General features: G+C 49.5%; 14 protein-coding genes. 13 read left to right on the top strand and 1 reads right to left on the bottom strand.

Translation table 11 applies throughout. The annotated features are described in order from the left end of the window. Window positions 1–97: 97 nt before the first annotated feature. Window positions 98–559 carry a YkgJ family cysteine cluster protein gene (locus tag FMS18_RS13520; protein WP_163295199.1) on the bottom strand — a complete coding sequence of 154 codons (462 nt, stop codon included), beginning with the start codon at window positions 557–559 and terminating at the stop codon, window positions 98–100. Between the two features lie 469 nt (window positions 560–1028). Between FMS18_RS13520 and FMS18_RS13515 the strand changes: the two genes are divergently transcribed. The 13 genes from FMS18_RS13515 (at window position 1029) to FMS18_RS13455 (ending at window position 13216) form a co-directional block, all read left to right on the top strand. Further along, window positions 1029–2348: a diguanylate cyclase gene (locus FMS18_RS13515; protein ID WP_163295198.1), complete on the top strand. Its 1320-nt coding sequence runs from the start codon at window positions 1029–1031 to the stop codon at window positions 2346–2348. A gap of 572 nt (window positions 2349–2920) precedes the next feature. Next, the gene (locus tag FMS18_RS13510; protein ID WP_163295197.1) at window positions 2921–3298 is read left to right on the top strand and encodes an NADH-quinone oxidoreductase subunit A; all 378 of its coding nucleotides are present in this window, start codon (window positions 2921–2923) and stop codon (window positions 3296–3298) included. Then, a complete protein-coding gene (locus FMS18_RS13505) occupies window positions 3277–3816 on the top strand; it encodes an NADH-quinone oxidoreductase subunit B (RefSeq protein ID WP_163295196.1) in 540 nt (179 codons plus the stop codon). Before FMS18_RS13510 ends, FMS18_RS13505 begins: the two co-directional genes overlap by 22 nt. Beyond that, window positions 3813–4361, top strand: a complete 549-nt coding sequence (locus FMS18_RS13500) for an NADH-quinone oxidoreductase subunit C (protein ID WP_239061039.1) — start codon at window positions 3813–3815, stop codon at window positions 4359–4361. Before FMS18_RS13505 ends, FMS18_RS13500 begins: the two co-directional genes overlap by 4 nt. Next, window positions 4358–5509 (top strand): NADH-quinone oxidoreductase subunit D, encoded by a 1152-nt coding sequence (locus tag FMS18_RS13495; RefSeq protein WP_163295195.1) that lies wholly within the window; start codon window positions 4358–4360, stop codon window positions 5507–5509. The genes FMS18_RS13500 and FMS18_RS13495 overlap by 4 nt, the downstream gene beginning before the upstream one ends. Before the next feature lie 172 nt (window positions 5510–5681). Then, window positions 5682–6650 (top strand): NADH-quinone oxidoreductase subunit NuoH, encoded by a 969-nt coding sequence (gene nuoH, locus FMS18_RS13490; protein ID WP_163295194.1) that lies wholly within the window; start codon window positions 5682–5684, stop codon window positions 6648–6650. 12 nt (window positions 6651–6662) lie between these two features. Next, entirely contained in the window at window positions 6663–7280 is a 618-nt protein-coding gene (locus tag FMS18_RS13485) for a 4Fe-4S binding protein (protein WP_163295193.1), read from the top strand. Continuing rightward, on the top strand, window positions 7277–7801 hold the full coding sequence (locus tag FMS18_RS13480; RefSeq protein ID WP_163295192.1) for an NADH-quinone oxidoreductase subunit J: 525 nt from the start codon (window positions 7277–7279) through the stop codon (window positions 7799–7801). Before FMS18_RS13485 ends, FMS18_RS13480 begins: the two co-directional genes overlap by 4 nt. Continuing rightward, the gene (gene nuoK / locus FMS18_RS13475; protein ID WP_136672539.1) at window positions 7801–8109 is read left to right on the top strand and encodes an NADH-quinone oxidoreductase subunit NuoK; all 309 of its coding nucleotides are present in this window, start codon (window positions 7801–7803) and stop codon (window positions 8107–8109) included. Before FMS18_RS13480 ends, nuoK begins: the two co-directional genes overlap by 1 nt. A 4-nt stretch (window positions 8110–8113) precedes the next feature. After that, window positions 8114–9607: a monovalent cation/H+ antiporter subunit D family protein gene (locus FMS18_RS13470; RefSeq protein WP_163295191.1), complete on the top strand. Its 1494-nt coding sequence runs from the start codon at window positions 8114–8116 to the stop codon at window positions 9605–9607. A gap of 11 nt (window positions 9608–9618) precedes the next feature. Further along, window positions 9619–9903: a hypothetical protein gene (locus FMS18_RS13465; protein ID WP_203544636.1), complete on the top strand. Its 285-nt coding sequence runs from the start codon at window positions 9619–9621 to the stop codon at window positions 9901–9903. Next, window positions 9893–11665, top strand: a complete 1773-nt coding sequence (locus FMS18_RS13460; RefSeq protein WP_163295190.1) for a Na(+)/H(+) antiporter subunit D — start codon at window positions 9893–9895, stop codon at window positions 11663–11665. The genes FMS18_RS13465 and FMS18_RS13460 overlap by 11 nt, the downstream gene beginning before the upstream one ends. A 15-nt stretch (window positions 11666–11680) precedes the next feature. After that, window positions 11681–13216: a NuoM family protein gene (locus FMS18_RS13455; RefSeq protein WP_163295189.1), complete on the top strand. Its 1536-nt coding sequence runs from the start codon at window positions 11681–11683 to the stop codon at window positions 13214–13216. Window positions 13217–13220: the final 4 nt, after the last annotated feature.

The raw sequence follows: 13220 nt of genomic DNA, 5'->3' as shown, positions 1-13220 counted from the left end.
TAGTGCTGCTGCAGCAGCAATCTAAAAATAGCTCTGAAATGTGATAAAAATCAATGCTTTTTATGCTGTAAAATCGGGGAAATATGTGTTTTTAAGGTTACTTTCCGTTGGGGATGTGCCCGGATTTGATGCTGTCTTGGTCATCCATTGCATCATGCAGCACTTTTTCGAAATCTATTTCAGTAGACATGCGAAAGCCGCATCCCGCTGGTAGCTCCCCGAATTGCATGAAAATTGAGGGGTTTGGGAAGCTTCGGCAAAGTCGGGGGCGATTTTCGTAATCGTCGCAGGTGCCGTTTTTGTTAAGACTGGTGCAGGAAAATTTCAGATAGCCTTCCTCGGTTTTCCCACAGATTTCAAAACGCGATAATTTTTCATCTTCATCAATTGCTTTTGAGAAATGTTTTTTTGTTTTCAGCCATTTGCCGCCAACGTGAAGACAGATGGAACGGCAGCAGCTGCCGCAGAGTTTGCAGTTGCCGCGTATAACTACGTTCTGTCTTTTTCTTTTTAGACGCCATTTGCGGTATTGAAGTTCCAGATACTCGAAAAAGTTCATCCGGTGAAAATAGTCCTCTATGTTGCGGAATGCAAGGGGGCACCAAAAAGAAAGACCCCGCTGGATGAGGGGGTGAAATCCTCATCAGCGGGGCTTGCGGCGTTCGGGTCAGGTTGCGCCAAACCTCCCTTGTGCCGTCTGGAAGAAAGGGTGTTTGTTCGGTGATGAACAAAGAGTGAAAGTAAAATTTATGTCATGAAAGGAATTCCTTTCCGTGTGTTGTTGAGCCATTTATATGGAACGACTTTTCATATGTCTAATATATAATTCATGCCTGTTTGATATGTTTTAAGTCTTGATTGGAGCGGTTGCGCTGCTTGCTGAGGAAAATTAGGCAAGGAAGTTCTTTTCAGAATTATGTTTGGTTTTGATCTCATTTGCGGACGGGGCGTTCTTTGTCTTCTCTCAACTTTGTTTATGTTCAGTTATGGGTTTTATAAATTTTGATTTTATATTAACTGATGAAAACATGGAAAATAGCCTGAAAATATTGCTGGTGGACGATAATGCCGTCAACTTGACCCTTCTTGAGCGTTTGCTGAAAGATGAAGGGGCTGAGTTGTACAAGGCTATGGATGGGGAGGAGGCAATAGGGCTTTGCCGGGAAAATGATTTTGCCCTTATTCTGCTCGATGTGCAGATGCCCGGAATGGATGGTTATGAAACTGCTCGTGTCATTAAGAATATTGAGTCGTGCTGTCTTGTTCCGATCATTTTTCTAACCGCTATTTATAAAGATCCGTCATATGCCCGCATGGGGTATGAAGCCGGTGCAGTTGACTTTCTTACGCAACCCATTGATCCGCCGACTTTAAGGGGTAAGGTCGGGGTCTTTTTGGAGTTGAAGAGACAGAAAGACAGGCTTGAGCGCGAGATTGCGCAACGTATTAAAACTGAAAAGGCCTTACGTGCTGCCGAGGAAAGGTACCGCAACATATTTGAAAGGGCTGTGGAGGGGATTTTCAGATCTACTCTCGATGGTGAATTTGAGGAGATCAATCCGGCTTTTGCTCGTATTCTTGGCTACGAGACTTCTGAGGAGGCTGTAGAGAAGGTCCATACCGATACTTTGTACAAGAATCGTGGCGACAGAAAGGCTTTTTTAGAAAAGTTGATGCAGGAGAAATCACTCAGTGATTATGAGCTGCGCTTCAGGCGCAAGGACGGTTCTTTGATCTGGGTTTCTGAGAGTTGCCGCTTGTTTGAGGAGGGCGGTGAATTCTATATTGAGGGTGTGGTTGAAGATATTACCCATCGCAAACTCTGTGAACTGGAGTTGCAGGAAAAAGCAACTCTGGATGCCCTGACCGGAATTCCCAACCGCTATCTCTTTTTTGACCGTTTGGGCAAATCCGTCGCTAACGCCGGACGCTATGGGGAAAAACTGGCCCTGCTTTTTATCGATCTGAATGATTTTAAGCAGGTCAATGACCAGTATGGGCATCATACAGGAGATATGCTGCTGTCCAAGGTCGCCGGAAGGTTGAAGTCCCGCTTGCGTTTGTCTGATACTTTTGCCCGGCTGGGCGGTGATGAATTCTGTGTTCTGCTTGAACGTCCAGCGGACCGGGATAGTATTGCGCAGGTTGCAGATGAATTCATTGATTGTCTTTCAGCTCCGTTTGAATTTGACGGAATCAGTTGTTGTGTAGGGGCATCTATAGGCATCAGTATCTATCCTGAAAATGGTTCTAAATCCGAGGAGTTGGTCAAAAAGGCTGATCAGGCCATGTACCGAGTTAAGGAACAGAAGGATTGCAAGTACTGTTTTTATAGCGGAGAGGAATAATACGCTGAATTTTTACTGTATCTTTTTATGCCCGGAAGGATTCCGGGAGAAAGGTGTTTCCGTTAGCTCTTAGCGGGAACACCTTCTTTTTTATCAGCTGGTTAACTTAAACGGGGTATGGATAATTAATTCTGTGTCGTTTTGATACTATATTAGTTGTTATTTATGGTTTGTGAAATATATTCTTTTCTTTCATCCCTTATACTTTGCGCTTTTAAGTAGCAATAAGCTTGGTGTGTCGAAATATTTTGTTAAAACACTATTGAGTCTATTGTAGATTGTGTTATTAGTAAGCGGAAAATTTGTTTTGCATTATTCTCTTTGTTTTAAATCTTTGAATTTAAAATAAATTATTTTGTGATTAATTGAACTATCGAAGGTTTAACAGTTGCTAAACCCTGTAAAAATAGCAAGCATCCTTGACACAGGAATGGTCGGGTGCGATAAATTCAATAAAAATTATTTTAAGATTTTTTTTAGACTTTTTCTTTTAAGCTCTTTGCAGTTTTACAAAAAAAATACTAATAGGCTTCTTGTGTCACTAATTTTAAAAAAGTAAGAGAGGTGCGAGAATGGTTTTTACCTGGCTTCAGTTCGCCATCTTCATGTTTTTGATAGGTGGGCTTCTCTTTGCGGGCGGGCCTCTAATTCTGTCCGCCCTTGTTCATCCACGCGCTAAAGGCGGTGACATGGGCATGCCCTATGAGTGCGGTATGAAACCGCACGGAAGGGCATGGAATCAATTCGGCATCAGCTACTATGTCTATGCATTGCTGTTTCTGGCCTTTGACGTAGACGTTCTCTATCTTTTCCCGGTTTCCGTCTGGTACCCCCATACCGAAGGAATGTTTTATTTCCTTGAAGTTGCCGGCTTCCTGTCTGTTCTCGCAATCGCGATCATTTATTTCTGGAAAAAAGGAGTATTCACATGGCCGAGAAAAATCTCCTGACCCCCGGCGGGCATGTGGTCGAGGACGGTCTTGTCCGCCTCGAACTTGCTGAAGACGCCATGAATATCTGCCGCTCCATGTCGCTCTGGCCCATGACCTTCGGGCTGGCCTGCTGCGCCATTGAGATGATGGCCGTGGGTATGGCCCGGTATGATATGGCCCGTTTCGGGGCCGAGGTTTTTCGTCCTTCTGCCCGGCAGGCGGACCTGATGATCGTAGCCGGGACGGTGACCAAAAAGATGGCTCCGGCGGTTGTTCGTCTTTATGAACAGATGCCGGCTCCAAAATGGGTGCTAGCTCTTGGTAACTGCGCTATTTCCGGCGGTCCATTTAAGTTCAAGGGGCAGTACGGAATAGTGGAAGGTGTGGACAATCTCATTCCTGTTGATGTCTACGTTCCCGGTTGCCCGCCGAGGCCCGAAGCTTTGCTTGAGGGGCTTTTTCAGATTCAGGAAAAGGTGACCGGAAAACGCTGGTGGCCCGTCCCTGAAGAGTTAGCGAAGGAGCGCGCCTTATGATGGATGCTCAAACACTGGACAGTAAATTAAGTCTCCCGGTGACTCCGCTTATGGTCGGCAAGGGATGTGTCGAAAATTCCGGCATAACCATGAATGTTTTCCTCATGTCCGATGACATCATGCAGGCAGCTGAGGCCATGCTTAAGCAGGCCTACCATCTTGAAAACATTGATGCCCTTGATGTGGCTGAAGGTTTTTTGATTACGTATCATTACGAGCATTTCACCAAACCGGGACGTATTGCCCATCGGGTACTGGTCTGCCGGGATGAAGCTGAATTACCGTCAATCTCTTCCATATTCCAAGGAGCGGATTGGCACGAGCGTGAGTGTCATGATTTTCACGGCGTAAATTTTGCGGGACACCCTAATCTTTTGCCGCTGCTGCTTGACCCGGAAACTCCCGCAGGGGTTTTGCTTAAAGATGATAAAGGCCGTAAGCCGCTTCGCGAGATTCTCAATCCCGGCGAAATAGTTTTCAAAGGGGAAGGATTCACTCTCTTTGATGAGGAAGCTCCAGAATCGGAAGAGGAGTCTGCATCATGAATACATTTCCTGAAGGTGACTACTACACCAATCATTTTGAGAAGGGCGCAGACGATCACACCATGATCCTGAACATGGGACCGCAGCATCCTTCCACCCACGGCGTTCTGCGGGTCATCCTTGAACTGGACGGCGAATACATTGTCCGCGCCGAGCCTGTGCTGGGTTACCTGCATCGCATGCACGAGAAAATGGCTGAGGTGAAAAGCTGGGTCCAGTTTATCCCGAATATGGGCCGTGTGGATTACCTGCACCCATTGGCATGGAATCATGCTTATGTGGGCGCAGTGGAAAAACTGGCCGGGATCGAAGTCCCAGAACGGGCCGAGTTTATCCGGGTTATTACCACCGAGCTTAACCGTATTTCCTCACACCTGCTCTGGTGGGGTGCCTATTTGCTGGACCTCGGCGCATTCACCCCGATCATGTACGCATTTGATGACCGTGAAATCATGATGGACATGATGCAGAAGGTGACCGGAGCCAGACTGACTTACAGTAATTTCCGTTTCGGCGGGGTGGTACACGATCTTGATGATGATTTTGCTGGTAAGTGTACCGAATTTATTAAACGTCTGCGTGATCGTCTGCCCATGTACAAGGATCTGGTTACCGACAACATAATTCTGCGTAAACGTATCGAGGAAATCGGCTACATGGATGCGGATATGTGTAATCGCTACGGTGCCACCGGACCTCTTATCCGTGGCGCAGGTGTTGAGCATGATACCCGCAGAGCAGAGCCTTACTCCATTTACGATCGTTTTGATTGGAAGGTTCCGGTTTATTACGAAGCTGATGCCATGGCTCGTTATATGGTGCGCATGGAAGAGATCGAGCAAAGCCTGAATATTGTTGAGCAGGCCTTGGAACAGCTTCCTGAAGGTGAGCATATTATCAAAAAGGCTCCCAAGCCCACTTGGAAGGCCCCGGCAGGTGAAGTTTACTTCTCAACTGAGGGTGCTCGCGGCAAGGTCGGAATCCACATCGTTAGTGACGGCAGTAAGGTTCCGTACCGGATCAAGCTACGCGCACCGGGGTTTTCCAACCTGTCTCTTTTCGCAGAATGTGCGCAAGGAACTATGCTGGCTGATGCGGTTGCCATTTTAGGTAGTTTAGACATGGTTATACCTGAGATTGACAGATAGATTATTGTTAACAACGGCGAAGCCCTAATAAAAGTTTTTGGGATTCTTAAACCCTTTTACCAAAAGGGTTTAAGGCACCCGGCAGGCCTCGCAGCCGTTAGGCGAGAAGCTTTGCTTCGAGTCTTACGGATGAGTGAGACCGTTAGGGTCGCCGAAGGCATAGGAGCAACATATGGCTCAAATTCCTGTAGAACTCGTAAAACTGCTCATCGCGCTGGTGGCAATCGCTGCTTTTGTGGGATTGAACGGGCTGGTGCTGGTCTACCTTGAACGTAAGGTTGCCGGATTCGTGCAGCGCAGGCCCGGACCTTATGAAGTAGGGCCGCAAGGGTTGCTGCAACCGTTGGCTGATGCAGTAAAATTGATCGGGAAGCAGCTTTTTACCCCCAGCGGTTCAGATAAATTGCTTTTCTGGATGGCTCCGATTCTGTCTTTCATGCCCGTACTTTTGTTGTTTTTGCCTATTCCGTTCGGTCCCGTTGCAACCGGGATGGAAATGGACCTCGGGTTGCTGCTCATTCTGGCCTTTGCTGGCTTGAATGTGCTGGCAATCTGCCTTGCGGGCTGGGGTTCAAATAACAAATGGGGAATTCTTGGTGCGGCAAGGGCGGTGGCCCAGTCTGTGGCTTATGAAATTCCCTTGCTGCTTTCAGTGCTGGCAATCGCTTTCATGACCGGAAGCCTGAATCTGACTACTGTTGTAGAAGGGCAGGGCGGCTGGCCGTGGCAGTGGAATGTGTTTTTACAACCGCTGGCTTTCATCATTTATTTCATCAGTGCGCTGGGCGAAACCAACCGCGCTCCTTTTGACCTGCCGGAAGCGGAAAGTGAACTGACCGCCGGGTTCCATACTGAATATTCAGGCATGGGTTTCGGTATGTTTTTCCTTGCTGAATACGCCAACATGATCGTGGTCTGCTCCGTGGCTGCGGCCCTGTTTCTTGGCGGCTGGCAGGGACCGTTCTTTGACGGCGCATGGTGGTTCCTTGCCAAGGTCTATACTCTACTGCTGGTTATGATCTGGCTGCGTTGGACTTATCCCCGCGTGCGCTTTGACCAGCTTTTGAATATCAACTGGAAATGGCTCATGCCCTTAGCTTTGTTGAACCTGTTTATCACTGCTTTTGTGATGAAGTTGTAGGAGGGCGTAACAGTGAGTGTAATTAAAAAATTCTGGGACGATGTGACTTCGCTCTGGTCCTTGATAGTAGGCTTGAAAGTCACGGGCAAAAACTTTGTCGATAAAAATGTGACCCTCCATTACCCGCGCGAGACAGTAACCTCCGGGCAGCTTGAAGGATTTCGCGGTCCGTTGGAATTGATCGGTAAGCCCAAGGCCCCGGCTAAGCCTAAATGTATCGCTTGTATGATGTGCGTTACCGCCTGTCCAAGCAAATGCATTACTGTAGTTAAGGCGAAAGCTCCCAAGCCCACTGAAGCTGAACTTCAGGCCATGAAGGAGGCGGAAGAGCGCGGCGAAAAGGTCAAGAAGCCCAAGGCTCCCAAAGAACCGGTTAAGTTTTTTTATGATTTCTCGCTTTGTTCACTTTGTGGATCATGCGTGGAAAATTGTCCCGCAAAAGCTCTCAGATATTCATCAAATGTGTACCTGACCGTGACTGATCGCAAGGAACTCAAAATGGACCTGCTGGCAAGGCTCGGCGCACAGGCCGAGGCGTCTATTGCAGAGAAGGAGGCGCAAAAAGCGGCAGAGTCTCCTAAAAATATTGAAGCTGAAACTACTGAAAAACAGGCAGGGACAGAATCATGATGGAAACGCTCGCTAAAATTGCTTTCGCTGTCTACACGCTGCTGATACTCGGCGGCGGGTGTATAGCTGTGGGCGCACATAGTCTGGTTCGGGCCATGGTGGGGTTGATCTCATCCCTGCTGGGCGTGGCCGGAATGTACATGCTCATGGCAGCACCGTTCATGGCCTTCATGCAGATTCTCATCTACGTGGGTGCGGTCTGCGTACTCATCTTCTTTGCCATCATGCTTACTCAGGCTGATGATCATGGAGTGGAATCCGGAAGCCGCAGGCCGGGCAAGTCCGCATTGGCGGCCCTGACCTTTATCACCCCGGTCTTTTTGATCGGATTCATTCTGGTTAAATTCCAGCCTGCATCCATCAATATCCCGGTTGAGGTTCCGTTGGTCCAGATCGGTAAGGGGTTGCTGGAAGATTATCCTGTGGCATTTGAGTTGATTTCAGTGGTTCTGCTGGCAGCCATGGCCGGGGCTGTTTTGCTGGCCTTCGAACAGAAAGGCAAGAAAGGGAGGAAAGCATAATGAGTCCTCTTTTAATGTATCAACTGGTGGCACTTCTGCTGCTGGCTATCGGGCTGTACGGTATTGTCTGGCGTAAATCGCTGGTGGGTATGCTCATTTCTGTGGAGCTGATGCTCAATGGCGCAGGGCTGTCCATTGTTGCTGCCTCCCAGCTTACCGAGGCCGGAAGCGCAGTAGGGCAGATCGCCGCACTCTTTGTCATGGGGCTGGCCGCTGCTGAAGCGACCCTTGTGCTGGCAATAATCATTGTGGTGGCAAAACGGTTCAAGTCCGTTGAAACCGACGCAATAACAAGGCTGAAAGGGTAACCGTATGACAGTTAGCACAGAATTCATCACCAGTGCTCGTATTCTCGTTCCGCTGGCAATCACCCTGGTGGCACCGTTTCTTATCTGGTTCTTCCGGGAGAATATCAATCGTCGTGAAGCTGTTTCCATTTGGGCCGGGATACTGACCTTTATTTCCGTGGTATCAATGGTCCCTGATGTTCTGGACGGAAAGATTGTTGAGTATACTTTGTTCACCCTGTTTCCGGGTGTGAATGTCTCTTTCGCTGCTGACGGGTTGGCTTTTGTTTTCGCCCTGATTGCTTCGTTACTCTGGGTTTTCGCTACAAGCTATAATATAGGCTACATGCGTACCCTTAATGAACATGCCCAGACCAGATATTATTTCTGTTTTGCGGTGGCCATTTTCGGCGCGATTGGCGTAGCTTTCTCGGCAAATATTTTTACTCTCTATCTTTTCTACGAAATCATTTCCGTATTCACCTATCCGCTGGTTGCTCACCATCAGGATGATGTTTCCTTTAACGGGGCACGGAAATATATGGTTTACCTCATGGGTACTTCCAAGTTGTTCCTGCTTCCGGCCATGGTTATGACCTATGTGCTCTGCGGAACCCTGGATTTCCATCTGGGTGATGTGGCGCAAGGGATCTTCCCGGCGGACGCAGACCCCACATTAGTAACCATAACCTACGTGCTTTACATCGCAGGTCTGGCAAAAGCCGCACTCATGCCGTTTCACAACTGGCTTCCTTCAGCAATGGTCGCTCCGACGCCGGTCTCCGCACTGCTGCATGCGGTGGCAGTTGTGAAGGCCGGGGTGTTCTCGGTTTCCCGCGTGATCCTCTCCGGATTCGGGGTGGATCTAATGGATAAACTGGGGCTGGGATTGCCGACAGCCTACCTTGCGGCATTTACCATTGTTACCGCCTCACTTATCGCCCTGACCAAGGATGATATTAAGGCTCGGCTTGCCTACTCCACGGTCAGTCAGCTTTCTTATATCATTATCGGTGTAGCCATGTTGACTCCTGATGCTGTGCAGGGCGGGTTGATGCATATTGCCCACCACGCTTTTTCCAAGATTACTTTGTTCTTCGGTGCCGGTGCCATTTACGTGGCAACCCACCTTAAGAAGATCAGCCTCATGGACGGGCTGGGACGGCGCATGCCTTGGACTTTCGGGGCCTTTGCCATCGCCTCGCTATCCATGATCGGGGTGCCTCCGGTCTGCGGATTCGCCACCAAGTGGTATCTGGTCAAAGGAGCGGTAAGTATAGGGCAATGGGGACTTTTGGTAGCCTTACTGGCAAGTACTTTGCTCAACGCCGGGTACTTCGGTCCCATCGTTTACCGGGCTTTCTTCAAGGCCCCGGCAGAAGGCGCAAATATTGAGCAATATAATGAAGCCCCGCTGTGTATGGTTATTCCGCTGTTCACCACGGCATTGATCTCGGTCTGGCTGGGACTTTATCCCCAGACCTTCCTGAACTTCATTAACGTGTTCGGTAAATTCTAAGGAGAACCACCATGATAGATAAACTTGGAAACTGGTTCGAAACTCAACGCACGCAGAATATGAAGTTCTGGAAGATCCTCTTCGCAGGCTTTCTTGTGCTGCTGGTGGTTCTGAATTTCTTCATTCATCCGCACCATGTGGAATATTATTATGATGGTTATCCCGGATTCTGGGAAATCTTTGCCCTTGTTGCTTCAGTGGGCATGGTTTTCCTGATGAAGGTGCTCATTCAGCCTTTTCTGGTAGGACCTGAAGAAGGCGAGGATTATACAGAAGGAGGAAACAATGACCATTAACGGTTTTCTCCATCCGGCACTGGCTTTTATCGCTCTGGCAATGGCTTTGCCGTTCTTCCGGGGCAGGAACTGGAAATGGCTGCTGCTTATACCGCCGGTGATCGCCATTGCAGTGGTTTTTACTGCCACGCTGGGTAACTTCGGGGTCATTCCCTATCTCGGCAATGTGCTGGTTCTGGGCAGGGTGGATAAACTGTCGTTGGTTTTTGCCAACGTCTTTGCCATCCAGTCACTCATCGGCATGATTTACGCCCTGCATATGGATGACAAAGCGCATCATGCTGCGGCAGCCCTGTACGTTGCCGGATCATTCGGTTGTGTCTTTGCAGGCGATTATCTGTCCCTGTTCATCTTCTGGGAACTCATGGCTGTGGCTTCCACTTTCTTGGTCTGGCTGCACCGTACCAAGACTTCCAGTGCGGCAGGGTTCAGGTACTTCCTGTTCCATATGCTCGGCGGGCTGTTCCTGCTGGGCGGACTGCTGCTTCGCTATTCCGAGATCGGCACATTTGCCTTTCTGCCTGTCGATCCGCAGGGCATGGAATATTACGATTGGCTGATCCTGATCGGGTTCTGCGTCAACGCCGCTGTGGTGCCTCTGCACGCATGGCTGCCTGATGCCTATCCTGAAGCGACTATTCCCGGCGCGGTATTCATGTGCGCATTTACCACCAAGACCGCAGTTTACGTTCTGGCCCGTGGATTCTCCGGGGTCTATGCTCTGGCTGTAGCCGGAACATTCATGGCGGTCTACGGAGTGCTTTACGCGTCCATGGAGAACAACGCGCGCAGGATTCTTTCCTACCACATTGTTTCTCAGGTCGGTTACATGGTCGCGGGTATCGGTATCGGTACAGCCATGTGCCTTAACGGCGCAGTGGCTCACGCTTATGCCCACATCCTTTATAAAGGATTGCTCTTCATGAGTGTGGGAACAATTCTCTACGCTGTCGGCACTGCTGACCTTGACCGCCTCGGCGGGCTGGTCGGGAAGATGCCTGTGGTCATGCTGCTTTATATGGTCGGGGCGGTTTCCATTTCCGGTATGCCGCTTTTCAACGGATTTGTAAGTAAAACAATGACCATCACCGGGGCTGCTGAATCACACCATACCCTGCTTGCCGTAGGGCTTGAGATTGCCGCAGTGGGTACGTTCCTTTCGGTGGGGATCAAGCTACCGTACTTCGCTTTCTGGGGTAAGCCCGCAAAGACGGATATTAAGTTAAATCCCATTCCAAAGAATATGTATGTGGCCATGGGCATCGCGGCCTTCCTCTGCTTTGCGCAGGGTGTTTATCCCCAGATGCTCTATAAGCTGCTGCCGTTCCCCGTGGAATATGATCCTTATACTCCTTGGCATCTGTTGCAGGCGGCTATGCTGCTTGGTTTTACCGGAGCCGGGTTCTGGATCATGCGCAAGGTTATTGTACCGCATCACGGACGCAACTTTGATTTTGACAAGCTTTACCGCTTCATCGGTAATATGGGGCTGCTCTTTGTCTGCCGTCCCATCGCTTGGGCGGATTCAATATGGGCCACCGTTTATCGGGTGATCGGTTTGAAGTGGCTGATGGATTCCGCCGCCGGCTCATCTTGGTTTGACCGCAAGGGTATTGATACTGTTGTGGACGGAACCGCGTACACCGTACGCGATATCGGCAGGACAGGGGCGAAGATACAGACCGGACGCTTGCAGGATTACCTCGGGCTGGCTGTGTTTATCGCACTCTGCGTTTACGGACTTGTCTGGTACTTTGGATAAACTGGAGAGAATGCAATGCAAGAAGTAGCTTATCCTGTTCTGACCGTCCTGATCTTTTTTCCGCTGCTGGCGGCCATCGGACTTTTTTTCCTCCGTGGCGAGAACACAGTGCGGATTTATACTCTGGTCGTGTCAGTCATAGAACTCGCGCTCTCGTACCCTCTCTTTGCCGGATTCAAACTGGAATCCGCCGCTTTCCAGTTTGTGGAAAGGATGGATTGGGTAGGGCAGTGGGGTGTTGAATATTACCTTGGTACCGACGGCATCAGCTTTTTGATGATTATTTTAACCATCGCTGTGCTGCCGCTCTGTGTACTTTGTTCGTGGACCTACATCACTACAAGGATTAAGGAATTCCATTTCTGTCTGCTGTTCATGACCGCAGCCTGCGTGGGAGTTTTTACCGCCCTTGATCTGGTCCTTTTCTACGTATTCTGGGAAGCAATGCTGGTGCCCATGTATCTGCTTATCGCGGTTTGGGGCGGACCTGAGAAGCGTTATGCATCGCTCAAGTTCTTCCTCTACACCTTGGCAGGATCGGCACTGCTGCTGGTGGCAATTGTTGCCTTCAGAGTTGCCGGAGGAACCTTCGCTATTCCCGAACTCATGGAGCAGAACTTTGCTTTCAGTTTTCAGTTCTGGGCATTTTTGGCCCTTGCACTGGCTTTTGCGATTAAAGTTCCAATGTTCCCGTTCCACACATGGCTTCCAGCCGCGCACGTACAGGCTCCCACTGCCGGGTCGGTTATTCTGGCTTCTGTGCTTTTGAAAATGGGAACCTACGGGTTTTTACGCTTCAATCTGCCCTTAACTCCGGCAGCCAGTGAATACTTTGCCCCGTTCATGATTGCCATTTCCATTGCCGGAATTCTGTACGGCGGGATTGTGGCTCTCGGGCAGAACGACATAAAAAAAGTTATTGCCTACTCATCTGTGGGCCATATGGGATTTGTCACTCTCGGCATATTTCTTTTCAATCAGCGCGGGCTGGAAGGCGCGCTCTTCCAGATGCTCAACCACGGGATAACTACCGGCGGTCTGTTTATGATGATCGGTGCTGTCTACGAGCGCAGTCACAGCCGTGAATTGGGAGATAACTTAGGTCTTGGTAAATACATGCCAGCCTACATGTTCTTCTGGGGGCTGTTCGCGTTGTCCTCTTTCGGCTTTCCCGGAACCAACAGCTTTGTGGGTGAGATTCTCGTCTTTGTGGGCGCGTTTGAGCAAAATCCGTGGATCGGTGCACTGATGGTGCCCGGAGCCATGGTTGCCGCAGCCTACATGCTGCGGGTTTCCCTCAAGCTCGCATGGGGCCGCCCGACTTCATGGAAGCAATGGCCTGACCTCAACTTGCGTGAATGGACCTATCTGGTCGTTCCGGCTGTTTTTGTCCTTTATATCGGTCTGGCACCGGGGCTTTGTTTTAAGGTAATGGATGCCTCGCTCATCAAGCTGGAGAAGGACGTGAAGGAAGGGGCGAAGGTTGTTTCCATTGAAAAGGAACGGCCCATGGAAATGGCACTTAATTCCCTTAAGGGAATCTTGAAGTAAGCAA

Source organism: Desulfovibrio sp. JC022 (assembly GCF_010470665.1).
Lineage (GTDB): Bacteria > Desulfobacterota > Desulfovibrionia > Desulfovibrionales > Desulfovibrionaceae > Maridesulfovibrio.
This window is presented reverse-complemented; position numbering and strand designations above follow the sequence as displayed.

Bases quoted from the DNA above. Each gene is read 5' to 3' on its own strand.
- FMS18_RS13470 (WP_163295191.1), top strand. From the start codon at position 8,114: ATGACAGTTAGCACAGAATTCATCACCAGTGCTCGTATTCTCGTTCCG.
- FMS18_RS13520 (WP_163295199.1), bottom strand. From the start codon at position 559: ATGAACTTTTTCGAGTATCTGGAACTTCAATACCGCAAATGGCGTCTA.
- FMS18_RS13515 (WP_163295198.1), top strand. From the start codon at position 1,029: ATGGAAAATAGCCTGAAAATATTGCTGGTGGACGATAATGCCGTCAAC.
- FMS18_RS13465 (WP_203544636.1), top strand. From the start codon at position 9,619: ATGATAGATAAACTTGGAAACTGGTTCGAAACTCAACGCACGCAGAAT.
- nuoH (WP_163295194.1), top strand. From the start codon at position 5,682: ATGGCTCAAATTCCTGTAGAACTCGTAAAACTGCTCATCGCGCTGGTG.
- FMS18_RS13455 (WP_163295189.1), top strand. From the start codon at position 11,681: ATGCAAGAAGTAGCTTATCCTGTTCTGACCGTCCTGATCTTTTTTCCG.
- FMS18_RS13500 (WP_239061039.1), top strand. From the start codon at position 3,813: ATGATGGATGCTCAAACACTGGACAGTAAATTAAGTCTCCCGGTGACT.
- FMS18_RS13460 (WP_163295190.1), top strand. From the start codon at position 9,893: ATGACCATTAACGGTTTTCTCCATCCGGCACTGGCTTTTATCGCTCTG.
- FMS18_RS13480 (WP_163295192.1), top strand. From the start codon at position 7,277: ATGATGGAAACGCTCGCTAAAATTGCTTTCGCTGTCTACACGCTGCTG.
- nuoK (WP_136672539.1), top strand. From the start codon at position 7,801: ATGAGTCCTCTTTTAATGTATCAACTGGTGGCACTTCTGCTGCTGGCT.
- FMS18_RS13505 (WP_163295196.1), top strand. From the start codon at position 3,277: ATGGCCGAGAAAAATCTCCTGACCCCCGGCGGGCATGTGGTCGAGGAC.
- FMS18_RS13510 (WP_163295197.1), top strand. From the start codon at position 2,921: ATGGTTTTTACCTGGCTTCAGTTCGCCATCTTCATGTTTTTGATAGGT.
- FMS18_RS13495 (WP_163295195.1), top strand. From the start codon at position 4,358: ATGAATACATTTCCTGAAGGTGACTACTACACCAATCATTTTGAGAAG.